The organism is Leucobacter musarum subsp. musarum, from assembly GCF_001273845.1.
Lineage (GTDB): Bacteria > Actinomycetota > Actinomycetes > Actinomycetales > Microbacteriaceae > Leucobacter > Leucobacter musarum.
The window spans coordinates 47,061-68,792 of record NZ_JHBW01000064.1 but is presented as its reverse complement, the minus strand read 5'-3'; the positions used below and the strand labels follow the sequence as shown (position 1 = coordinate 68,792).

The following is a 21,732-nucleotide window of genomic DNA, read 5'->3' as shown; positions in this document are numbered from 1 at the left end:
GGGTGGTACGGAGGGGTCAGATGACCCAGTCGAGGAACTCCTGGGTGCGGGCCTGTTCGGGGGCGTGCAGCACCTGCTCGGGAGTGCCCTCTTCGATCACGCGTCCGCCGTCGAGAAAGACGACGTGGTCAGACACTTCTGAGGCGAAGCCGATTTCGTGCGTGACGATGATCAGGGTGGTGCCGCCGTGCGCGAGGTCGCGGATCACCCGCAATACCTCACCCACGAGCTCGGGGTCGAGCGCGCTCGTCGGCTCATCGAACAGCAGCACGTCGGGCTGCAGGGCGAGCGCGCGGGCGATCGCGACGCGCTGCTGCTGGCCGCCCGAGAGCTGGCGGGGGTAGTGGTCGGCCCGGTCGGCGAGGCCGACTCGCTCGAGCAGCACCTTGGCCTGGGCGATGGCCTCGGCGCGCTTGGCGCGCTTCAGTCCGATCGGTGCCTCGATGATGTTTTCGATCGCGGTGAGGTGCGGAAACAGGTTGAAGTTCTGGAACACCATGCCGACGCGGGTGCGGCGTTCGAGCACCTGCTTCTCGTGCAGCTCGTGCAGCTTGCCGCCGCGCTGCTCGTAGCCGATGTACTCGCCGTCGATGGTGATCGACCCGGCATCGATGGTCTCGAGGTGGTTGATCGCGCGCAGCAGGGTCGACTTGCCCGAGCCCGACGGGCCGAGCAGCGAGACGACCTGACCGGGCTCGACGCGCAGGGTGATGTCGTGGAGCACCTCGTGGGCGCCGTACGACTTGTGCACGCCGGTGATCTCGACGAGCCCTTTGCCCGATCGAGCGGCGGGGGTCGCGACGGCTTCGGGAGTCGCGGCGCTGCCTGTTTCGACGACGGGCGCTGCGGCGTCTGAGGTCGGCGCCTCGACGGCCGCCGTGGCTGATGCGGTGGTGATGGTCATGACGGCCTCCTTACTGGGCGCTCGCGGAGGTGGCCGCGCCGGAGTGGGTGGACAGGGCGGTACCGGGGGCTGCGGCGACGGGCGCCGACGGTGCGACGGCGGTGCCGCGCCCGGTGAACTGCGAGATGCGGCGACGCAGCTTCTGAATCGGCGTCGGGGGCAGCTCGCGGGCGGTGCCGCGTGCGAATCGTCGCTCGATGTAGAACTGGGCGATGCTGAGCACGGTCGTGAAGATCGTGTACCAGACGGCCGCGACGAGCAGCAGGGGCACGACCTGCTGGTTGCGGTTGTAGATCACCTGCACCGTGTAGAAGAGTTCGGGCAGCGCGACGATGAAGACGACCGAGGTGCCCTTGAGCAGGCCGATGACCTCGTTGAAGGCGTTCGGCAGAATCGCGCGCGCCGCCTGGGGCAGCACGATGCGGAAGAAACGGCGGCCGCGGGGAATGCCGAGTGCGCGGGCGGCTTCGAGCTGGCCCTGATCGACCGAGAGCAGACCGCCACGGATGATCTCGGCGGAGTAGGCGGCCTGGTGCAGCGACAGGCCCAGGATGGCCGCGACGGAACCGGAGAGCAGGCGCACCGTGTCGAACTCGACCACGAAGAAGTCGTACGTGAACGGCCAGCCGATCCCGAGCGTCGGAAAGAGGTAGCCGAGGTTGTACCAGATGACCAGCTGCACCACGAGGGGCACGGAGCGGAAGAACCAGATGAAGCCCCAGGCGAATGAGCTGAGGATCGCGGATCCCGACAACCGCGCCACCGCGAGCAGCCCGCCGAGAATGAACCCGATGACCGCCGAGACTGCGGTGAGCCAGAGCGTCAGCCACAGGCCGCGCAGCACCGCATCGTTGAAGAAGTACTCGGCGAAGATGTGCCAGCGCCACTGCGGGTTCGAGAAGAACGTCCAGACGAGCTGGGCGAGCAGGAAGACGCCGATGGCGCTGAATGCCCAGCGCCACCAGTGGCGCAGCGGCACGACGTCGAGCTTCTGCTTCGGCTTCGCGGTGCGGTTCACCACCTCGGCCTGGGGTGCGTCGAGTGTTGCGGTCACGATCGTGCCTCCTTCGCGGTGTCGGCGGGGGATGTTGCGGATTCCGCACCATCGCGTGAGGCGATGGGCGGCAGAGCTTTTTCGAACGCGTGCACGCCGATCTCTTCGGCGGTGAGCGCCGGGTCGAAGAGCGGGGTGTACCCCGTGCGGAGGTACAGCGTCACGGCTTCCGGCTGACGCGGGCCGGTCGTCAGGTACACCCGGTCGTAGCCGAGGCGAGCCGCCTCCTGCTCGAGCGCGGTGAGCACGCGACGCGCGAGCCCGCGGCCGCGCAGGTCGGCGCGCGTCCAGATGCGCTTGAATTCGGCGGTGCGCTCGTCGTACCGCATGAAGGCGCCGCCCGAGACGGGCGCACCGCCCTGCAGCAGCAGGAGGAAGGTGCCGTTCGGCGCCGTGAAGTCGGCGACCGGGTAGCGGTTCATCTCGGCCGAGGCGGGCTCTCCGAAGACCTCGACGCCGTACCGCGCGTCGTACTCGCGCTCGAGGTCGTCGAGCAGCGGCCGCGCGAGCGCGTCATCCGGGTGCACGATGCGGATCTCGAACGCATCCTGATCCGGCACCGTGAGCTCGGGCTCCGTGACGGCCGGGCCGGTCTCGGGCAGCGCAACGGTCACGCTCATGCGGCGGCCTCGGCGGTCTCGCGCTCGGTCGTCGCGCGCACCGACGATGCGTCGGCCGGCCCGGGAGGGGTCGGCAGACCGAGCGTACGGCGCAGCGTCACCGGGGCACCGGTCGCCGCATCGGTCTCGTACTGCTCGCGAAATACGCCGCGCTCCTGCAGCAGCGGCACCACCTGGTCAACGAACCCGTCGAGCCCGCCCGGGGTCAGGTGCGGCACGAGCACGAACCCGTCGGAGGCGCGGCCCTGCACGTAGCGGTCGATCTCGGACGCGATGGTCTCGGCCGAGCCGACGAACGTGTGCGAGGCGGTCTCGGCGGCGACCAGCTGGCGCACGGTGAGGCCGTCGCGCTGGGCGCGATCCCGCAACTCGGCCGCGCGTGCCGCACGGTCGATCTTCGTCGCGGCCTGCCCTTGGCGCTGCTCGGTCTCTTGCGGTTCGACGGTCGGCAGCGGCCCATCGGGGTCGAGGCCCGGCAGCTCCTGCCCCCAGATCGCCTCGATCCAGGCGACGGCGGTCTGCGGGGTGGTCTGCGCGAAGCCGATCTCGCGCGACGCTTCGCGCGCCTCGGCATCGGTGTCGCCGAGCGCGAACGTGGCTGCGGGCAGGATCAGCAGCGACTCTTCCGTGCGCCCGGCTGCGGGCAGGCGACCCTTGACGTCGCGGTAGAACGCCTGGCCGTCGGCGAACCCGGTGTGCCGCGAGAAGATGACCTCGGCGTTCGCGGAGGCGAAGTCGCGGCCGGCGGGCGAGTCACCCGCCTGCACGATGACCGGGTACCCCTGCGGGCTGCGCGGCACGGTGCTGGTGGCGGTGACATCGAACTGCGGGCCGGCGTGGGTGACGCGCTGCACGCGTGCCGGATCGACGAAGCGTCCCAGCTGCTGGTCTGCGGTCACGGCGCCCGTCTGCCACGAATCCCAGAGGTGCTTCGCCAGCGTGACGAACTCTTCTGCACGGGTGTAGCGCTCGTCGTAGGGCAGGAACCCGCCGCGGCGGAAGTTGCCTCCGTGGAACGCGTCGGGCGAGGTGACGACGTTCCAGCCCACGCGACCACCCGACAGATGATCGATGGTCGCGAGCTGGCGCGCGAGCTCATAGGGCTCGTTGAACGTGGCCGAAAGCGTGCCGACGACCCCGATGTGCTCGGTCACCGACGCGATAGCGGCGAGTATCGCCAGCGTGGCCGGGCGACCCGCGACGTCGAGGTCGTGGATCTGCCCGCCGTGTTCGCGCAGGCGCAGGCCCTCGGCGAAGAAGACGTAGTCGAAGAAGCCTCGCTCGGCCGTGCGGGCGAAGTGCTCGAACGACGCGAAGTCGATCTGGCTACCCGACTCGGGGTCGCTCCAGACCGTCGTGCTGTTGACACCCGGGAAGTGCGCGACGAGTCGCACCTGACGCTTGCTCATGCTGCGGCCTCCTCGGCGTGCTCGGATGCGGTGCGGGCCGCGGTATGACGGTTGACGGCGTTGCCGAGATCGAAGCGGTCGCGCAGCGAACCGGCGGCGGCGACCCCCGCGAGACCGCGCTCGCGCAGCAGCGGCAGCAGCTCGGCGGCGATGAGGTCGAGGTCGAGCGGGAGGGCGGCCGGGCGCAGACGCACCCCGTCGATGCCGGCCGAGTGCCACTCGGCGATGCGGTCGGCAATCTGCGCGGCGCTGCCGGCCTCGATACGTGCATCGCTCGCGAAGGCCGCACCGGCAGCATCGTCGAGGCGCGCAATGCGATCGACGGCGAGCTCCTCCGTCGTATCAAGTGCGACGACCAGGTCGGCGATGATGCGCAGTGGGGCCAGACCCGCCGCAGCACGGTCAGCCTCGGCCTCGGCGGCGCGCACTTCGGCGACGATCTCGGCCGTGCCTTTGCCGCGCGACGCACCAGCGTTCGGGGCGTCGTTCTCGGGAGTGATGAAGACCACGTCGGCGACGCGCGCGGCGAGGCCATAAATCGGCGCGGCGTGCGCGAGCAGCGTCACAACGATCTGACCCTGCGGCGAACGAGGCACGATCGACGGCCCGACGACGGAGAAGCGCTCGCTCTCAAAGTTGATGTGGTGCACGCGATCGCGATCCAAGAAGCGGCCCGACTCGAGGTCGCGAATGATGGCGTCGTCTTCCCAGCTGTCCCAGAGTCGGCGTGCGACCTCTGCCGCATCGTGCGCATCGTCGAGCAGCTCGGTCAGGCCCGCGTCGGCCTCGCCCGCCAGCACGCGCTCGACATCGATCTGCGGTGCGGCGCGGCGCCCGAACGCGTCGGCCGATACCGACTCGGCCGAGAACCGGAGCTGCCAGCCCGCGCGTCCGGCAGAGACGTGATCGAGTGTTTGCAGCGCGGTCGCGACGTGGAACGGTTCGGTGTGCGTGGTCGTGACCGTCGGAATCAGGCCGATGGTGCGCGTGCGCGGGGCGATCCAGCTGGCGGTGAGTAGCGCGTCCAGGCGCCCCTCGACGATGGTCGGATCGATGCCCGCATCAGCGGTCGCATCGGCCGCTCCGCCGAGCATCGGAGCGCTCTGCAGACGCAGCGCGTCTTCGAACGTGACGTAATCGGCACCCGCGGCTTCGGCGGTGTCGACGAGCTGCTGCCAGTAGTCGGCGGTGAAGAGCGCATCGGGCCGAGCACTGGGCTCGCGCCAGGCCGCCGGGTGCCACCCGGCGCCGTCGAGGGCAATTCCGACCGTCGGAACGGCGGCACCCGCTGCGGGTATCGTTATGGAAGACATGCGTGGAGCTTATGCGAACCGATCACGATCGTGAAACAAAGATGACGAACCATGACCGTTACGCCCGGTTGCAGCCGAATCTTCACCGCAGCGAATGTCAGCCATACACTGGAGCACAGTTCCCCGGGATGAGATCCCGAGGCGACTCCGCGACATCACACCGTGGATCATGACCCAACCGCCCGCATGCAGCCGATGAAGCCATGCGACGCCGAGCGCGCTCATGAGCACGACCGCGGCGCCGCACCCAGCTGCTTTCCCGAAGGGAGCGTCTTGTCCACCATCTCCGTCATCGTCGGCAACCCGAAGCCGCAATCGCGCACGCGGCAGATCGCCGAAGACCTCGCACAGCGCGTCGCAGCGACGACCGGCGCCGAGGTACTGCCGACGGTCGACCTCATCGACCACGCCGCCGAGCTCTTCGCCTGGCCCGCGCCCTCGGTCGACTCGCTGAACGAGCAGCTGCGATCCTCCACCTACGCGATCATCGCGACCCCGACCTACAAGGCCAGCTACACCGGTCTGCTGAAGGCATTCCTCGACCGCTATCCGGCACGCGGCCTCGACGGCGTCACCGCGATTCCCGTCTTCACCACCGCGTCAGACGAGCACGCCCTCGCCGTCGAATTCACCCTGCGCCCCCTGCTCGTCGAGCTCGGGGCGAGCGTGCCCACCCGAGGCCTGGCCTTCGCCACCCCGCGCTTCGACCGCCGCGACGAGATTCTCGACGAGTGGACCGCATCTGAAGGGCGCCTGCTGCTGCCCGCACTCGACCGAACGGAGGCCTCCGCATGAGCACCGACACCACCACCATCGAGCTCCCCGACACCGCCACCGCGGTCGAGCCGGCCGTCGAGGCCGCGGCCCCCGTCGCCGCGTTCGACCAGCGCGAGTACCGCGACGCCATGGGCGGCTTCGCCTCGGGCATCACCATCATCACCACCCACGGCCCCGACGGCCCCGTCGGCTTCACATGCCAATCCTTCTACAGCGTGTCGATCGACCCGCCGCTGATCTCGTTCTCGGTCGCCCGCACCTCGAAGAGCCTCGCCGCCGTGCGCGAGCACGGGCAGGTCGTCGTCAACTTCTTGAGCGCGGAGCAGCAGCACCTCAGCGGGCAGTTCGCCCGATCCGGCACCGACAAGTGGGCCGGCGTCGACTGGTACCCCTCCGAGAGCAACGGCGCACCGACCCTCGCGGGCGGCACCGGCTGGGTCGCGGGCGAGATCGAGCGCGAGATCGAGGCGGGCGACCACCTCATCTTCCTGGTCGCCGTCTCGGGCATCTCGACCGACCCCGATCGCGCGCCGCTGCTGTTCTACCGCGGCAAGTACCACGAGCTCGAATACCAGATCTGAGGCGCTCAAGCGCGGGTCACAGCACGTGCCCTCGCGCACCGATTCGACGAACTGATATCAGTTTCGGCGAGAAACTGTCTGCCTTTCGTCGAATCGGTGCGCGAGGACGAATCAGGGCCGGATCGCCGCACGTCAGCGCGCGGCGACGATCTCTCGCAGCCCCGCGACGAATCGCTCGATGGTCTCGCGTGCGTCGGCTTCGGCCTGGGGCGACTCCTGCGGCCGGCTGAGGTACCCGTGATCGGTGCCGGGCTGCAGCGACTCGGCGACCGGCACCCCGGCCTCGCGCAGCTGCGCCGCGAACTGCTCGCCCGACGCGCGCAGGTCGTCGAGGTCGGCGTTCACGATGACGGTGGCGGGCAGCGCTGCGAGGCGCGCGGCGGGCAGCTCGCCGACCACGTTCGCGTTCGCTGAGCCGTCCGCGGGTTCTGCCGCACCGCCGAGATAGAAGTCGTACATCTCGGCGATCCGCTCGGCCGAGAACTGGCGCCGCTCGACGAGGCCGGCCGTGGCCGCTGCGATCGCCGCGTCGTGCCGCTGCACGCGATGCAGGGTCGGGTACTCGAGCAGCACGGCGTCGGCCCGGCGCACCACGCCGAGCGGGTCGGCGTCCGCGCGATCCGCCTGCTGCAGCGCAGCCTGCACCGCGAGCTGCCCGCCGGCGCTCGCCCCACCGACCGCGATGGGCCCGTCGGTGCGATCCGCCACCCAGGCCAGCACCGCGGCCACGTCGTTCGCCGGCGCCGGAGCTTTCACCGAGTCGGAGGCGACCCCGTAGCCCACCGCGTAGACGCGCACCCCAGCTTCGGCGAAGCGGCGCGATACCCAATCGGATTCCGGGCCGTCGAGGGTGCCGTGCACGAACGATCCACCGTGGGCCCACACGAGGGTCGCCCATACGGCGCCCTCCGGCTCGTAGGCGCGTACGGGAACGGCGGGCAGCCCCAACCGGTTCGGCGAGTCAAGAATCGCGCCGCGCGCCGGGCCGGCAACGGTCAGATCAGTGATGCTCACGGGCTGGGCCTCCTGGGTGGCGAGCGGGTCGGCCTCAGCGGAAACCGCGGGCCCGGGAGCGATCACGGCGACAGGCACGGCTGCGGCGAGCGCGACCAACGCCATCCCCGCGAGGAGCGGGGACACGAGCCGGCCGCGCGGTGCGGAGCGGCGACCGGAGGGGCGCGTCACTCGGACAGTGTAAGCGAGCTCCGCTGGGATGCGGCACGGGCCGTGATGCCCGAGAGTAACAATTCGAGACCGAGGTCGAACAATCGGCGGTTTCGTGCGGCACCGGTGGGGTGATCCGCCATCAATGCACCCAGCACCTCGCCCGCGCTCGCCGGGTCGAGAATGGTGTCGGGCGAGAGTGTATCGAGCGCCGCACCGAAGGTGAAGGCGTCGATGACCTCGATCGTCGAGAGAATCTCGCCCGACGGCAGACCCGCCTCGGTGAGGGCTTCGGCGAGCGCGTTGTAGAAGCGCATCACATCTGGTTCATCGATCACCGACGTCACCATGTACTGCAGCACGCGCGGGTGGTCGGCGTACATGCGCCAGGTGCGCTCGACCTCGAGGCGGATGCGCTGCTCCCAGGTCGCCCCCTCGGGCACCTCAAGCAGATACCGGGGCACCAGCACCTCGCGCATCGCGCGGATGACGCCGTCGCGCCCGTTGACGTGGTGGTAGAGCGACGAGACGCTGACGCCGAGCTTCTTCGCGAGGGGCACGACCTGCAGCTCTTTACCCGACTCCGCCAGCTCGATGGCGGCGCGACCGATGATCTCGCGGCTGAGGCGCGCGGTTTTCGGTCGGGCCACGGGGTGTCTCCTGGGTTCGCGGTTCGGGTGTTACGGGTGTTTTAGGCGTCAAATCGGGTGCAGGATCGCCGCCGTCTTGACAGATCCTCCCACAGCGAGGAGCATGGTCGCAGCAAAACCGAAACTGATTCGGTTAACGAGCCCGGCGACGCAGCCGAAGAATCGAGTTCCCTTGTCATCACAGACGATGCCGCCCCGACCGGCCGACACCGATCCCCGCCACCCGCTGAGCCTCCGCAACGGGAGCGCGACCTTCCTCATCGCCCTCGCGAGCCTGATGATGGCGAATCTCGCCCCGTTCATCATTACGGCGCTCATGACGCTCGGCTTCGACGCCGTCGCCGCCGGCAACATCCTCACCTGGGCGCTGCTCGCCTCGGCCGTCGTCGGGCTCGGCACCGGTCGCATCGCCTCCGGGCGCCTGCGCCGCCCGCTCGCCATCGCCGGGCTCGTCGTCGCGGTGCTCGCGTTCGGCCTCGCCACCTTCGTCACCGCCCCCGCCGTCGCCATCACCGGGCTCATCGTCGGCGGCGCGGGCGTCGGTGCAGCGATCTCGACGTCAGGTGCAGCCATCGCGGCCCTTCGCAACCCGAACCGCGTCTCGGCGACGAGCGGGCTCGTCAACCGTGCCCTCATCACCGTGATTCTCGCCATCATTCCGCTGATCGGGATCACCCAGGGCAGCGTATTCGGCACCCTCGCGGGTATCTCGCTCGTCGGGCTCGCCCTGACCTCCTGGCTGCCGAACGCGCCCGAGCACGCCGCCCCCGTCGACGTCACCTCATCGCTGCAGATCGCCGAGCCGCGTCGCATCACGATCGCCGGCATCGCGATCCTCTTCCTTTTCCCGCTCTGGGGCACCAGCGAGGATGCGATCTGGACCATGGCGCCCGTCATGGGCGACGCCCTCGGCATCGGCGAGCAGTCACTCGGATTCACCCTCAGCCTCGCAGCGGGCGGCGGCATCGTCGGCATGGTGATCGCCGCGATCATCGGCGACCGCTTCGGCCGCGCCTGGCCACTCGCGATCGCCCTCGTGATCGGCGGCGCCCTGAAAGTCTGGACCGGGCTCACCACCGACCCCACCACCTACGCCGTGCTCATCATCGCCGTCAGCTCGATCTACGCGTTCGCGTTCGCGCTCTTCATCGCGACCGCCGCGGGCCTCGACGCGCGCGGACGGTGGTCGGGACCACTGCTCGGCGCCTACCTCGTCGGCTCCAGCTTCGCACCGCTCATCGGCGGTCTCTTCATCGCCTGGTTCGGCATCGGCGGATTCACGCTCATCACCGGTATCGTCAGCTTCGCGGTGATCGTTCCCGTCGTGCTCGTCGCGCGCGTCTCGACGGGTGCCGAACGAGCGCTGGCGCGATCCGCCGCCCGCGAGGCAGCGAACGCCTGACCGCGCGCACCACCGCACCACGACAGCACCACCCCGCAGCACCCCGATTGAAAGCGAGCTCTATGTCGGCCCCCACCACCGTTTACACCAATGCCGTCGTCTTCACCGGACCCGCCGACGCCGACACCCAAGAGGCCTTTGCCGTGCAAGGCGACCGGGTGCTCGCGGTCGGCAGCCTCGCTGAGGTGCGCGAGGCCGCCGGTGCGGGTGCGGCTGAGATCGACCTCGCCGGTTCCTTCGTCACCCCCGGCATCACCGAGGGGCACGCCCACATGCTCATGCTCGGCGAAGCGCTCGGCAAGGTGCAGCTGCGCGACGCCGATTCGGTCGCCGAGGTGCAGCGCCGCCTCGCCGCCGCACGCGCGGCCCAGCCCGACGCCTCCATCGTCACCGGCGTCAGCTGGCGCTTCGACATCTTCGCCGAGGGCGAGCGCCCCACCGCGGCCGCCCTCGATGCGGTGATCGCCGACGTGCCCGTCGTGCTCGACGCGAACGACCTGCACTCGGTGTGGGTGAACACCGCGGCCCTTGCCGCCATGGGCATCACGCGCGAGACCCCCGATCCCATCGGCGGCGAAATCGTGCGCGACGCCTCGGGCGAGGCGACCGGGTTCTTGCTCGAGACCGCCGCCGTGAAGTACGCGTGGGCGTACCTTGAGTCGGTCGCGACCGACGCCGACCGCGACCGCTTTCTCGCGAACGCGTTCGCCGCGTACCTCGAGACCGGCGTCACCGGCGCGACCGAGATGTCGTTCGGGCACGCCGACCTGGCCACCTACCGCCGCATCCTCGACCGCGACGGGCGCCTGCCGTTCCCGGTGAACGCGCACTGGCTGCTCACCGCATCGGGCGACCTCGAGACCGACCTCGCCGAGATCGCGGAGGTCGCGCGCATTCGCGACGAGATCGCCGCCACCTACGGCGACACGTGGCTGCGCATTGCGGGCGTCAAGTTCATTCTCGACGGCGTCATCGATGCCTGCACCGCCGCCATGCGCGCGCCCTACGCCAACGGCGAGCTGCCCGGGCCGATCTGGGAGCGCGAGTTCGCGCTGCCCGTCGCGGTCGCCGCCGACGCCGCCGGGCTGCAGTTCGCGCTGCACGCCATCGGCGACGAGGCGAGCACCATCGCACTCGACATGATCGCGGAGACCGTGCGCATCAACGGCGAGAACCCGAACCGCCGCCCCCGCGTCGAGCACCTCGAATACGTCGCCGACGACACGATCGCACGCATGGCCGAGCTGGGCGTGACCGCATCGATGCAGCCGGTGCACTGCGACCCCGCCGTGCTCGACAACTGGCAGGCCGTGCTCGGCGACGAGCGCGCCGTCACCGGTTTCCCGTGGCACAAGTTCCGCGAGGGCGGCGTGCACCTCGCCCTCGGTACCGACGCCCCGACCGCCCCGCACGAGGCGGCCGACAACCTGTTCATCGCGCTCACCGCGAAATCGGTGCTCGAGCGCGACCGCGCCCCCTACCAGCCGGAGCGCGTGTTCACGCCGCCGCAGGCGCTCGAGGCCTTCACCGTGGGCACCGCCTACGCCACCGGTCGCGACCACGAGCTCGGCCGCATCGCCGCCGGCTACCGAGCGAACTTCGTCGTCTGGGCCGTGAACCCGCTCGTCGAAGCACCCGAACTGCTGCTCGGCGCTGCCGCGGTGCTGACCGTCGTCGACGGGCAGGCGGCCGTCGCGGAAGGGTGACGCTCCCGGTGCAGCAGGTGAGCCGGGGTGGCCTCGCGAGGCTGCCCCGGGTCTGCGGTATCCACCGGGTGAGCCATGACCGAAACGCCTGCTTCCGGTACCGTACTGATGGGGAAACATGAAGCGCGGCACCCGCAGGCGTTCTGCCGGTCGCTGCGATTCAGCACGAGGGAGCAGAGCATGACGACGCCAGACCATGGGGATCACGTCTCGTCGACCACGGCGGCGCCCACAGGTAGAACATCGTCGCGACGCTGGAACGGGGGAACCTGGGCGGTGCTCGCCGGAGGCGTGGCGCTCGTGCTCGCGGCGACTGCGAGCATTGTGGTGGCCGCCACGCAATCGCACTCGGACGAAGCCGCAACGGTCGCCGCTCTTTCCGATGAGTTCATCGCCTCCGCAACCACCGCAAACGATGACGCGTGGCGCGAGCTCTCGAGCAACCGTCTGCGCAACTCGACACTCGACCGTTCGCCGTTGCGACTTGATGAGGCCACCATGGCCGCCCTCGACGTCGAAATCTCGGCGACCTCCGGGCCACCGACCTTCGTGCAGAGCAGCGACCTCGCCAAACTGGTCGACGAAGCTGACGCGGACTCCGCGTCGGTGATGATCGACCTCAAGTACTCGTACACGACGTTCGGCTACGACTTCACCTTCGGCGTACCGCAGCAGCTCTGGCTCACTCGACCCTTCTACTACGGTGACGACACCCCGGATCGGGCAGATCCCGAACGCACGCCTTCCGCGATCGGCCCGTGGCGAGTGACGGCACTATCGTCGCCCCAGTTCTCGGCAGCAAACCCCGGCATCGGTCGTGTGCTCGCCGGCACGACGCTCCAGACCACGGAACGAAACGGCGGCAGTGCGTGCTCGAGCGTGGGCGGCGTCTTCGCGCAGCTCTCCGACTCCGCGCGCACCACCGGCGAGCTGCGCTCCGACTGCTGGTTGCGCGAAGACGGTTCCTCGGTCATCGGCGAGAACGTCGATCTCGCGCTGCTCGCCGCAGAGCTCCCGCTCTTCGACCGCTCGCACGTTCCCGAGGCCGCACTCAAGGTTCGCACGCCGATGGAGGGCAACCCACTGCTCGCTCAATACCCGATCAGCACTTCAGACGGCGAGTACATCATCACCCTCGGGGCGGCGAGCGTCGGCGGGTCGATGGTTACCTTCGACGATTACCACCTCAGAATTCTCGGCATTCAGAAGGAGATCGCACGATGAGCACGAAAGGTCTCCGCCTCCTGATCGCCGCGATCAGCGTGGTCGCTGCCGCCGCGCTCGCGAGCGTTGCGGTCATCATCGCGTTTCCGAAGTCTCCTGAAGTGGGCGCCTCTGCCGACTTCGCGACCACCGTCGAGACCGAACCATGGGGCATTGACGGCGGCTTCGATGAGTTCACGCTCTACGACACCGCATGGTCGGAGCTGAACAGCGCGATGCGATCCGGCGACCGCGACGCCTTCCTCGCACACGCCGACGGCGAGGCCACGACGCAGCTCGCGGACTGGTGGGATCATTCGAAGCAGCTCGGTTGGGAGTACGGGTACATTCAGCCCTACACCGACGACGACGGCGTCGAGCAGGCCCTCGTCGGGCTCGAGCTGCCCTTCACAGCGGCACCAGTGCGCAGTAGCGGCCGATCCGATGCCGGCCAAAAGCTGCTGCACGGCACCGCATACGCGATCGAGACCACCGGCGAGGGCGCCGATCTGAAAATCACCTCGTTCACTCCGATCGGGGCCGCCAACCCCTGGGATGTGGGTGCGCTCTACGTGCAGCAGCGCGACCACGTCGTGCTCTTCGGGCTGGAATCCGAGCAGGCGCTCATCGACGCGAACATCGACGCCGCCGAAGACACGGCGAAACTCGCGCTCGACACCGCAGAGCAGCTCGGCGCCGAGGTGCCCCAAGACGGCTTTGTGACCGCCATCACTGGCGATCCCGAACGGTTCACCGAGTGGGCGTTCGGCCCGACGGAGCCTGCCGTGGTCAAAGCCGCCGCGGTCGCACGTCCCACCGATCGCCCGTCCATGCCGAGCGATCTGCTCGAACCGTCCATCGCCACGGGGCGTGAGAACTCGGGCAGTTACGTCGTAATGGGCCCGGGGTCGGCAGACCAGCTCAAACAAACCTTTGTGCACGAGTTCGCGCACGTGCTGCACTTCTCCGCGGTGCCCGACAGCGGAGTCTTCAGGTCTCACGCCGTACTCGAAGGGTTTGCGCGGTACATGGAGACGGCATCAGGCACCCAAGACCGCAGTCTCGTCACGCCCGAAGTGCAGCAGCTCGTTGCCGCGTCGGGTGTGGAAGCGCTCGCCGACGCCAACTTCGACTCGACTGACGCGCTCGCTGCATACGACGCAGCCGGTTCGTACTACCAGTTCGTCGCCGAAAGCGGTGGCGACCCCTGGGCACTTGCGGTCGCAGCGAAGCGCGACGATGCCGGGCTCGCGGTGCTCGGGTCGCTGCCCGCGGTGGGCGAGAAAATCGACGACGCCTATTCGGCTGAGAACTGGATCGCCTGGGTGCAGGCGCGATGATGCATCGGCGAGCCGCCATCGGCATCCGCCGACGTCATCTGAGACGGGGAACCATCTGCCTCTGCATCGGCGTGCTGCTCGGCGCCGCACTTCTCGCTGGATGGGTTTACGCCGACTGGAATCCTGATTTCCACGTCAGCGGACGACGCAACGGTCTGCCGCTCTGGGCCGCATCAATCTGGATTGGCGTGTTCGCGCTGGCTCTCGGCGGCTTCGGGATCTCACAGTTGCGCACGGCGGCCCTGTTTCGACCTGCACCCGATACACGTCGCAAGACTTTAGCAGCGTGAGCCAGCACCCCTCGGAGGCGTCGCACCCGGCGTCATAGGATTGTCGGAACGCCCGAACCCAGGAGGCTCCATGACCGAACGCGACGCCGCAACGGCGCACCTCGATCTCGACGAGTTGGATCGCAAGCTCATCGCCGCGCTGCAGATCGACGGGCGGGCGCCGTTCAGCACGCTCGCCGACGAGCTGGGCGTCTCGGCGTCGTCGGTGCGATATCGCGTGCAGCGGCTGCAAGACAGCGGCATGTTCCAGATCGTCGGCATCGCGAACCCGCTGAATATCGGGTTCGATCGGCTCGCGCTCGTCGGTGTCACGTGTGAGCCGGGCACTGCGCCTGACGTGTGCGAAGCGCTCGCCGAGCTCACCGAGACGAGCTATGTGGTACTGACGAGCGGCGGCTTCGACGTGATGGTCGAGGTTGTCTGCCGCGATATCGACCACTACACCGACCTCATGTTCAACACCCTGCAGAAGGTACCCGGCGTGGTGCGCACAGAGTCGTTCTTCGTGTTGAAGGCGCACAAACTCGCCTATGGGTGGGGCGTCGGCGACATCGGGCGATCCCGCACCGATAGGTTGCTGCCCACCCTGAGTGACCTCCCTGGTGCCCCCGCCCGCGAAGCGACAGAATAGGGCAATGAGCACCGAGGGCGAGCGCACCGAATTCGACTACGTCGACGCGCACGGAGTCGAGATCCACTGCTACGAGTGGGCGGCGGCAGACCCGGTCGGGGTCGTGCAGATCGCGCACGGGATCGGCGACTACGCCCTGCGCTACGAGCCGTTCGCGCGCCACCTCGCCGCGGCAGGCTTCACTGTTGTCGCCGACGATCACCGCGGGCACGGCGAAACCGGCCGCCGCCAGCACAGCGGTGAGCTCGCGAAGCTCGGCAAGCTCGGGCCCGGTGGGCTGCTCGCCACCGAAGCCGCGCTGCGGCAGTTCGCCGACATCGCGCGCGAACGCCACCCCGACCTGCCGCTCGTGCTGTTCGCACACTCGTGGGGGTCGCTCATGGCGCAGCGCATCATGAACGAGCACCCGCGCACCTGGGATGCGGTCGTGCTGTCGGGGTCGGCCTTCCGCACGTTCCGGCACATGGAGAGCGGCAACCTCAACGCGAAGTGGGCCGCAGACGCCGGAAGCGGCTTCGAATGGTTGAGCCGCGACGCTTCCGTGGGCACCGCCTTCGCCGAAGATCCGTTGACCTTCGAGGCCGACATTCTGAAGCTCTTCGGTGTCGCCGACGGGCTCCGGCTCTTCGGCAAGCCCGGAGCCGGCCTCGCCCCCGAGGTGCCGATTCTGCTCGTCGCCGGTGCCGACGACCCTTTGAGCCGCGGTGACGGCATCCGGCTGCTCGCCGACGCCTACCGGGCGAAGGGCGTGCGCGACGTCACCGTGAAGATCTACCCCGGGGCGCGGCACGAGATCTTGAACGAGACCAACCGCGACGAGGTCTTCGCCGACGTCACCACCTGGATTCAGGAGCGCGTCGCCAGCGACTGAGGCGCGGTTGCGGGTCGGCGGCACGGAGATGAGCTAGGCGGAGGCGCACCCACAGGCGTACCCTGAAACCATGAGCATGCACGGCGAGTACAAGGTCCCTGGCGGCAAGCTGGTGGTCGTCGACTTCGACGTCATCGACGACCGCATCCGCGACTTCCGCCTCTCGGGCGACTTCTTTCTAGAGCCCGACGACGCGCTCGGCTGCATCAACGAGGCGATCGAGGGGCTGCACCCGAACGGCACTATCGAGGAGTTCTCGACCGCGATTTCGGCGAAGCTGCCGAGCGAGGTGCACCTGCTCGGATTCACGCCCGACTCGGTCGGGGTGGCGATCCGCCGCGCCGTCACCGGGGCCGCGCACTGGCGCGACTACGACTGGCAGATCATCCACGAACCGCCCATCGCTCCCGTGCTCAACGCCGCGCTCGACGAGGTACTGACCGCAGCCGTGGGCGAAGGGCTGCGCGGGCCGACCCTGCGCATCTGGGAGTGGAATGAGCCCGCAGTGTTCATCGGCAGCTTCCAGTCGGTGAAGAACGAGGTCGACGAAGAACAGGCTGCCGCGCGGCACGCACGCATCGTGCGCCGCATCTCGGGCGGCGGGGCCATGTATATGGAGCCGGAGGCGTGCATCACGTACGCGCTGTACGTTCCGGGCGAGCTCGTGCGCGGCATGAGCTTCGCCGACTCGTACGCCTACCTCGACGAGTGGGTGCTCGAGGCGCTCAAGTCGCTCGGCATCGACGCCGTGTACAAGCCGCTCAACGACATCACGAGCCCCCACGGCAAGATCGGCGGGGCCGCGCAGAAGCGCCTCGGTTCGGGCGCCGTGCTGCACCACGTCACGATGGCCTACGACATGGATCCCGAAGCCATGACCCAGGTGCTGCGCATCGGGCGTGAGAAGCTCTCGGACAAAGGCACCGCCAGCGCACAAAAGCGGGTCGACCCGCTGCGCAGCCAGACCGGGCTGCCGCGCGAAGAGATCATCGAGAAGATGATCGAAGTCTTCAAGCGCCGCCACGGCGGCACCGAGGGCGAAGTCACCGAGGGCGAATGGGATGCCGCCGAGCGCCTCGTCGAGCAGAAATTCACCACCGAGGCCTGGATTCGGCGGGTGCCGTAGGGAGCTCGCGGGCGGCCCCGCGAGCTCCACTCGTGGACGGCGTCAGAACGACGTGATCACGACGCGATTGACCGTCGGGTCTTTCAGTGCAGCGTAGCCCTCGTTGACTTCATCGATCGAAATCTCCTTCGACACCAGCGCGTCCAGTTCGTAGCGCCCCTGCAAGTACAGTTCCGCGATCATCGGGATATCGCGCTTGGGGTTCGTTGACCCCATGTACACCCCTTGAATACGGCTCTGTCGCATCAGCATGTCGATGTTGGAGACATTGACCGACGTCGTCGGGTCGAGCACACCGATCAAATAGAGCCCACCCCCTTTCCCCACCATCTGCAGCGCCTGAGCGGTGGTATCGCCGGCACCGACGAAGTCGAAGACGTGATCGGCACCGTTGCCGTCTGTCGCTTCGAGCACGGCGGCAACGGGATCGACGCTGCGCGAGTTGATACCGACCGTTGCCCCGAAGCTTTTCGCCGTGTCGAGCTTGTCATCGGCGATGTCGATCACGATGATGCGCGATGCTCCAGCGACGACCGCACCACTGACCGCGTTCAGGCCGACACCCCCGGCGCCGACGATGGCGACGGTCTCACCAGCCTGCACATTCGCAGTGTTCATGACTGCTCCGGCTCCGGTGACGACACCGCAACCCAGCAGGGCTGCTTGCGGGAAAGGGACAGTGTCTGGCACCCGTGCCAACTGGTTCTCGTGGATCAGAGCGAACTCGGCGAATCCTCCCAATGCCATGCCCTGGCTAAGCGCCTGCCCCTCAGTGTCCGTCAGCCGCGCCTCACCGCGCTCACTTCGAACGGTCGACTCGGGGCGACGGCACAGGTGCACCCGGCCGGTGAGACAGCGGTCGCAGGCACCGCAGAACTGCACGAGGCACCCCACGACGTGATCGCCGACCTGAAATTCGGTCACATCCGGCCCGATAGCTTCAACCACTCCCGACACCTCGTGCCCGAATACAGCCGGCACGTCATAGCCGAGGTTGGTGCTCGCTGCGAGTTCGTCGCTGTGGCAGAGGCCCGACGCTCGCACTTGGACGAGAACCTCTCGACCTTCCGGATGAGACACGGAGACCTCTTCCGTGTGGAATCCGCCGCCGAATTGGCGCACGACTGCTGCTTTCATGATGCTGCTCCTTCTTCAGTGTTGGTGGTATTCAGATGGGCTCGGCGCTCTACTCGGGCAGCAGTGCGACCAATCGCCCGTTCACTTCACCCCGCTGCAAACGACCCAGCCCGTCGGGAATCTCATCGAAGGTGATCGATTCGGCTTTCACGCTAAGCCGGCCTGCGGCGATGAGGTCGATGACGGCTTGCAGGTGCGCCGGCTCGCCGGCGACCGTTGCCCCGCGCAGTTCGATGGCGCGCGACACGAGGTCGATGGAGTTGATCGTCCACTCCGAACGGCCCAGACCGACAAGCACCACGCGACCCCGCGTCTTCACCGCGCGGATCGCCCCTGCGGTCGTCGTGCCGAATCCCGCGAAATCGATGACGACGTCAAGGTCCATACCCTCCAGCTCAGATACGTCTGCGAAGACCTCAGCGACCCCGTGCCCTTTCGCCGTCTCCCACAGCGCTTCGCGGGGCTCCACCCCGTACACCGTGGCACCCTGAACGACGGCGATCTGAGCCCCGGTCATTCCCAGGCCTCCGAGGCCCACGATTCCGACGCGATCGCCCGCGCGCACTTCGCCGAATACCACCACTCCGGTGTACGACGTCAGCCCCGCGTCGGTAGCCGCTGCAGCTTGCGCCCAATCCATTCCAGCCGGCAGGCGCACCAGCTTCGACGCGTTCACGATGGTGTACTCCGCGTATGCACCGTCGCGGGACACACCGGGCGCATCGTCGGGAGCAATCGCGCTCGCGACGGCATCTCCAACGGCCCAGCCGGTAACGCCGTCACCCAGCTCCGCGATCACGCCGGAGGCTTCGTGCCCCAGCACCACGGGAAACGGGATCGTGACCGGAATGACGCCCTCCATATAGCCCACGTCGCTGTGACACAGACCCGAAGCACGCACCTGCATGAGCACCTCCCCAGGGCCGGGCACCGGCCGGTCGATCTCTGCGGCGCGCAACGGCGCATGCACCTCGTCAAGGAACCAAGCTTTCACGGTGTGTACCTCATTTCGGATGCCCGTCCGCCGCATGCGACCCGCCGCAACATGACGAGCGACAGAATAGGAACGGGTCGCATGCCTCATGTTACGCCCAGAATAGACACTGTCTACAGGAAGGGAAAGGCCATGCTTCCAGGCTTCGAACCGACGCCCCAGGCGAATCGCCGAGCCGAGCTCCGCACCGCTGGCGACGATCAGGCTTCGCAGACCCGCTCGCGCCTCATCGCCGCGTTCCGCGAGGCAGCCGCTGCGCGCACGCCCCGACTCAGTGCCACCTGGCTGTGCGAACGCTCCGGCGTCGGCCGCAGCACCTACTACACGCACTTCGCGACCGTCGACGAGCTCGCCGCCGAAGCCATCACCGACGCACTCTCCGAGATCTCCGAAACCGACATCGCCCGCCGAACGGGAGTCCATTCCCGCAGAGACCTCATCACCCGCGACGGGTTGCGTCGTCTCATCGCCGAGCTCGAACGGGCTCGTCCGCTGCTCGATTACGCATTCACCATTGGATCCCGTGCCCAAATCTTCGAGCATCTCGTCACTCGCTTCGAGGCACTCACTCGCCGCACGGTTGAAGCCGAATTTCAGGGCGCGGACGACGCGACGATCTCGATCACCACGTCATTCGTCAGCGCCGGAACCGTGCACGCACTGCTGCGGTGGTTGAGCGATCGCGATCCTGCACCCGCAGAAACCGTCGTGCACACGCTGACAGCACTGCTTCCGCCCGAGCTGACGACGGATGCCGACCCCGGCGAAGGACACTCATAACCGGGCCGCTTACAATGCCGGGCACGCCCGACTCTCACGGTCGATCATCGTCGACAGCGAGAACGACGTGACAGTATTCACCACACTCGGCATCGCGCTCACTTGCTCCCAGATCTCTTGCACTCGTTCCACCGATCTCGCATCGATTCTCGCCAGAATGTCGAACTCGCCGGCCAAAATATCGCAACGCACGACCTCTGGGATCTTGGCGAGTGCCGCGATGACGTCGGCACCGCGCATACGGTCCGCTCGATCGATCATGAGCACCGCTGACACCCGATCCGCTGTCGATGCACTCCCCCGCACCAAGGTGTACCCCTGAATCGTGCCCGAACGCTCCAGGCGCTCGATCCGCAGCTTCACCGCGTTTCGCGAAAGGTTCACCCGAGCCCCGAGCGTCACCAGCGAAATACGCGCGTTCGTCGTCAGTTCCGCGAGAATGCGCTCATCGATAGGATCGCGCACGGTCATCTCGCCGATTGACTCAGCGATGCGCGGGGAGTGGGCAGCGATGCGAGCGCGGCGGCAACATCCGCGAGCAGATCCTGCGTGTCTTCGATGCCGATCGACAGTCGTAGATGCCCGAGAGTGCGGAACGGTTCGGGGTAGTAAGCCACCCGCCCGCCCGCGGTGCCGACGTGGACGATGAGCGAGTCGTCGTGCCCGAGCGAGAACCCGGAGGTCACGAGCCGGAGCGCCGCGACGAATGCATTCTGCGCTTCGGAGCCGCCGTGCAGGGCAAACGCAATCGTTCCGCCAAACCCACGCTCGTCGAACTGGCGTTTCGCGAGCTCGTGATCCGGATGTGTCGGCAGGCCCGGATACGCAACGAACGCAACCCGGTCGTCGGCGTCGAGCAACTCCGCCACCGCCTGGGCGGAGGAGAAGTGCTGCTTCAGGCGGAGAGGCAGTGTCACCGATCCACGCTGAATCTGCGATGCATTGAAGGGCGAGATAATGCCGCCGACATCGACCATCGCGTCCGCTTTGATCGGCTCGATGAGCGCGTCGCTGCCCACGACTGCGCCGCCCATGGCATCTCCGTGCCCGTTGATGTACTTGGTCAGAGAGTGGACGACGAGGTCGGCGCCGTCTTCGAGCGGACGGTAGAACGGCGGCGGCGTGAACGTCGAGTCGACCATGAGGATCGCACCGAACTCGTGAGCGACTTCGGCGATCGCCCGCACATCAGCGACTTTCGTGGTCGGATTCGCGATCGCTTCGATGCAGACCAGACGCGTGTTCGGGCGCATCGCCCCGCGCAACGCGTCGGGATCGGAGACATCGACCAGCGTCGCCTCAATGCCGTAGCGGTCGGGGAGCAGCTCGGTCCACAATCGCCACGTCGCCTCGTATGTGACGTCGCTGACCACCACATGGTCGCCAGTGCGGACATGCGTGAAAAACACGGCGTGCAGCGCCGCAACCCCGCTCGCGAGTGCCACTGCCGCCTCGCCGCCGTCGAGCGCGGCGAGTTTGCGCTCGAGAGCGACCTGATTGAGTCCACTGTTTCGCGTGTACAAACCAGGCTCGGTGGCCGACCAGCTGATCGCGCTCGGGTCTTCCGGGAGTTCGTAGGAGTTCGCCATCACCAGCGGGGTGCGGAGCGCTCGCGTGCTATCCATCATGTTGCCGGCATGCACGGCGAGGCTCTGATCGGCGAGTGTCGACCACTGCGTGCGGTCGGGGCGGTTGCGGCTCATGGAACTCCCTCACATCAATACTGCGTGTGCATTATTATCAATTAGAAATGCATATTCCGCAAACTATCGCGTACGCG

General features: G+C 67.9%; 22 protein-coding genes. 11 read left to right on the top strand and 11 right to left on the bottom strand.

The annotated features are described in order from the left end of the window. Positions 1-16 precede the first annotated feature (16 nt). From CH42_RS02345 to CH42_RS02325, 5 genes are read right to left on the bottom strand one after another with little or no spacing between them, the layout of a single operon-like run. Positions 17-904: an amino acid ABC transporter ATP-binding protein gene (locus tag CH42_RS02345; RefSeq protein ID WP_239683922.1), complete on the bottom strand. Its 888-nt coding sequence runs from the start codon at positions 902-904 to the stop codon at positions 17-19. 10 nt (positions 905-914) lie between these two features. Further along, complete coding sequence (locus CH42_RS02340) at positions 915-1,958, bottom strand: amino acid ABC transporter permease (RefSeq protein WP_075205206.1); 1,044 nt, start codon at positions 1,956-1,958, stop codon at positions 915-917. Then, positions 1,955-2,578, bottom strand: a complete 624-nt coding sequence (locus CH42_RS02335) for a GNAT family N-acetyltransferase (protein ID WP_082309243.1) — start codon at positions 2,576-2,578, stop codon at positions 1,955-1,957. The genes CH42_RS02340 and CH42_RS02335 overlap by 4 nt, the downstream gene beginning before the upstream one ends. After that, positions 2,575-3,987, bottom strand: coding sequence for an NtaA/DmoA family FMN-dependent monooxygenase (locus tag CH42_RS02330; protein ID WP_053351607.1), 1,413 nt, complete (start codon positions 3,985-3,987; stop codon positions 2,575-2,577). The genes CH42_RS02335 and CH42_RS02330 overlap by 4 nt, the downstream gene beginning before the upstream one ends. Next, entirely contained in the window at positions 3,984-5,300 is a 1,317-nt protein-coding gene (locus CH42_RS02325; protein WP_053351606.1) for an LLM class flavin-dependent oxidoreductase, read from the bottom strand. Before CH42_RS02325 ends, CH42_RS02330 begins: the two co-directional genes overlap by 4 nt. 273 nt (positions 5,301-5,573) lie before the next feature. Between CH42_RS02325 and CH42_RS02320 the strand changes: the two genes are divergently transcribed. Continuing rightward, positions 5,574-6,095, top strand: coding sequence for an NADPH-dependent FMN reductase (locus tag CH42_RS02320; RefSeq protein WP_053351712.1), 522 nt, complete (start codon positions 5,574-5,576; stop codon positions 6,093-6,095). After that, complete coding sequence (locus CH42_RS02315) at positions 6,092-6,658, top strand: flavin reductase family protein (protein WP_082309242.1); 567 nt, start codon at positions 6,092-6,094, stop codon at positions 6,656-6,658. The genes CH42_RS02320 and CH42_RS02315 overlap by 4 nt, the downstream gene beginning before the upstream one ends. A 132-nt stretch (positions 6,659-6,790) precedes the next feature. Here the strand turns inward: CH42_RS02315 and CH42_RS02310 are convergent, their stop codons facing one another. After that, complete coding sequence (locus CH42_RS02310) at positions 6,791-7,843, bottom strand: alpha/beta hydrolase (RefSeq protein ID WP_239683921.1); 1,053 nt, start codon at positions 7,841-7,843, stop codon at positions 6,791-6,793. Further along, complete coding sequence (locus CH42_RS02305) at positions 7,840-8,472, bottom strand: TetR/AcrR family transcriptional regulator (protein ID WP_053351605.1); 633 nt, start codon at positions 8,470-8,472, stop codon at positions 7,840-7,842. Before CH42_RS02305 ends, CH42_RS02310 begins: the two co-directional genes overlap by 4 nt. Before the next feature lie 172 nt (positions 8,473-8,644). Between CH42_RS02305 and CH42_RS02300 the strand changes: the two genes are divergently transcribed. The 8 genes from CH42_RS02300 to CH42_RS02265 all read left to right on the top strand — a co-directional run bounded on the left by CH42_RS02300 (position 8,645) and on the right by CH42_RS02265 (position 17,041). Further along, the gene (locus tag CH42_RS02300; RefSeq protein WP_239683920.1) at positions 8,645-9,874 is read left to right on the top strand and encodes an MFS transporter; all 1,230 of its coding nucleotides are present in this window, start codon (positions 8,645-8,647) and stop codon (positions 9,872-9,874) included. 62 nt (positions 9,875-9,936) lie between these two features. Next, positions 9,937-11,580 carry an amidohydrolase gene (locus tag CH42_RS02295; RefSeq protein WP_053351603.1) on the top strand — a complete coding sequence of 548 codons (1,644 nt, stop codon included), beginning with the start codon at positions 9,937-9,939 and terminating at the stop codon, positions 11,578-11,580. Between the two features lie 180 nt (positions 11,581-11,760). Then, a complete protein-coding gene (locus CH42_RS02290) occupies positions 11,761-12,804 on the top strand; it encodes a hypothetical protein (protein WP_156322444.1) in 1,044 nt (347 codons plus the stop codon). Further along, complete coding sequence (locus tag CH42_RS02285; protein WP_053351601.1) at positions 12,801-14,123, top strand: hypothetical protein; 1,323 nt, start codon at positions 12,801-12,803, stop codon at positions 14,121-14,123. Before CH42_RS02290 ends, CH42_RS02285 begins: the two co-directional genes overlap by 4 nt. After that, positions 14,120-14,413 carry a hypothetical protein gene (locus CH42_RS02280; RefSeq protein WP_053351600.1) on the top strand — a complete coding sequence of 98 codons (294 nt, stop codon included), beginning with the start codon at positions 14,120-14,122 and terminating at the stop codon, positions 14,411-14,413. Before CH42_RS02285 ends, CH42_RS02280 begins: the two co-directional genes overlap by 4 nt. Before the next feature lie 70 nt (positions 14,414-14,483). Further along, positions 14,484-15,044 (top strand): Lrp/AsnC family transcriptional regulator, encoded by a 561-nt coding sequence (locus CH42_RS02275; protein WP_082309241.1) that lies wholly within the window; start codon positions 14,484-14,486, stop codon positions 15,042-15,044. A gap of 4 nt (positions 15,045-15,048) precedes the next feature. After that, positions 15,049-15,915, top strand: coding sequence for an alpha/beta hydrolase (locus CH42_RS02270; RefSeq protein ID WP_053351599.1), 867 nt, complete (start codon positions 15,049-15,051; stop codon positions 15,913-15,915). 76 nt (positions 15,916-15,991) lie between these two features. After that, entirely contained in the window at positions 15,992-17,041 is a 1,050-nt protein-coding gene (locus CH42_RS02265) for a lipoate--protein ligase family protein (RefSeq protein WP_053351709.1), read from the top strand. A gap of 42 nt (positions 17,042-17,083) precedes the next feature. Here the strand turns inward: CH42_RS02265 and CH42_RS02260 are convergent, their stop codons facing one another. After that, complete coding sequence (locus CH42_RS02260) at positions 17,084-18,178, bottom strand: zinc-binding dehydrogenase (protein ID WP_053351598.1); 1,095 nt, start codon at positions 18,176-18,178, stop codon at positions 17,084-17,086. Positions 18,179-18,227: 49 nt separating this feature from the next. After that, positions 18,228-19,172: an alcohol dehydrogenase catalytic domain-containing protein gene (locus CH42_RS02255; RefSeq protein WP_053351597.1), complete on the bottom strand. Its 945-nt coding sequence runs from the start codon at positions 19,170-19,172 to the stop codon at positions 18,228-18,230. A 132-nt stretch (positions 19,173-19,304) separates the two neighbouring features. Between CH42_RS02255 and CH42_RS02250 the strand changes: the two genes are divergently transcribed. Next, the gene (locus CH42_RS02250) at positions 19,305-19,952 is read left to right on the top strand and encodes a hypothetical protein (protein ID WP_053351596.1); all 648 of its coding nucleotides are present in this window, start codon (positions 19,305-19,307) and stop codon (positions 19,950-19,952) included. A gap of 9 nt (positions 19,953-19,961) precedes the next feature. Here the strand turns inward: CH42_RS02250 and CH42_RS02245 are convergent, their stop codons facing one another. Both CH42_RS02245 and CH42_RS02240 read right to left on the bottom strand, forming a co-directional pair. Next, the gene (locus CH42_RS02245) at positions 19,962-20,423 is read right to left on the bottom strand and encodes an Lrp/AsnC family transcriptional regulator (protein WP_053351595.1); all 462 of its coding nucleotides are present in this window, start codon (positions 20,421-20,423) and stop codon (positions 19,962-19,964) included. After that, the gene (locus CH42_RS02240) at positions 20,420-21,655 is read right to left on the bottom strand and encodes a trans-sulfuration enzyme family protein (RefSeq protein WP_053351594.1); all 1,236 of its coding nucleotides are present in this window, start codon (positions 21,653-21,655) and stop codon (positions 20,420-20,422) included. The genes CH42_RS02245 and CH42_RS02240 overlap by 4 nt, the downstream gene beginning before the upstream one ends. Between the last annotated feature and the right edge of the window lie 77 nt (positions 21,656-21,732).

Excerpts from the sequence above, each read along its gene's own strand:
- CH42_RS02315 (WP_082309242.1), top strand. The coding sequence starts at position 6,092 with ATGAGCACCGACACCACCACCATCGAGCTCCCCGACACCGCCACCGCG.
- CH42_RS02290 (WP_156322444.1), top strand. The coding sequence starts at position 11,761 with ATGACGACGCCAGACCATGGGGATCACGTCTCGTCGACCACGGCGGCG.
- CH42_RS02250 (WP_053351596.1), top strand. The coding sequence starts at position 19,305 with ATGCTTCCAGGCTTCGAACCGACGCCCCAGGCGAATCGCCGAGCCGAG.
- CH42_RS02330 (WP_053351607.1), bottom strand. The coding sequence starts at position 3,987 with ATGAGCAAGCGTCAGGTGCGACTCGTCGCGCACTTCCCGGGTGTCAAC.
- CH42_RS02295 (WP_053351603.1), top strand. The coding sequence starts at position 9,937 with ATGTCGGCCCCCACCACCGTTTACACCAATGCCGTCGTCTTCACCGGA.
- CH42_RS02345 (WP_239683922.1), bottom strand. The coding sequence starts at position 904 with ATGACCATCACCACCGCATCAGCCACGGCGGCCGTCGAGGCGCCGACC.
- CH42_RS02270 (WP_053351599.1), top strand. The coding sequence starts at position 15,049 with ATGAGCACCGAGGGCGAGCGCACCGAATTCGACTACGTCGACGCGCAC.
- CH42_RS02335 (WP_082309243.1), bottom strand. The coding sequence starts at position 2,578 with ATGAGCGTGACCGTTGCGCTGCCCGAGACCGGCCCGGCCGTCACGGAG.
- CH42_RS02260 (WP_053351598.1), bottom strand. The coding sequence starts at position 18,178 with ATGAAAGCAGCAGTCGTGCGCCAATTCGGCGGCGGATTCCACACGGAA.
- CH42_RS02240 (WP_053351594.1), bottom strand. The coding sequence starts at position 21,655 with ATGAGCCGCAACCGCCCCGACCGCACGCAGTGGTCGACACTCGCCGAT.
- CH42_RS02265 (WP_053351709.1), top strand. The coding sequence starts at position 15,992 with ATGCACGGCGAGTACAAGGTCCCTGGCGGCAAGCTGGTGGTCGTCGAC.
- CH42_RS02275 (WP_082309241.1), top strand. The coding sequence starts at position 14,484 with ATGACCGAACGCGACGCCGCAACGGCGCACCTCGATCTCGACGAGTTG.
- CH42_RS02285 (WP_053351601.1), top strand. The coding sequence starts at position 12,801 with ATGAGCACGAAAGGTCTCCGCCTCCTGATCGCCGCGATCAGCGTGGTC.
- CH42_RS02325 (WP_053351606.1), bottom strand. The coding sequence starts at position 5,300 with ATGTCTTCCATAACGATACCCGCAGCGGGTGCCGCCGTTCCGACGGTC.
- CH42_RS02280 (WP_053351600.1), top strand. The coding sequence starts at position 14,120 with ATGATGCATCGGCGAGCCGCCATCGGCATCCGCCGACGTCATCTGAGA.
- CH42_RS02245 (WP_053351595.1), bottom strand. The coding sequence starts at position 20,423 with ATGACCGTGCGCGATCCTATCGATGAGCGCATTCTCGCGGAACTGACG.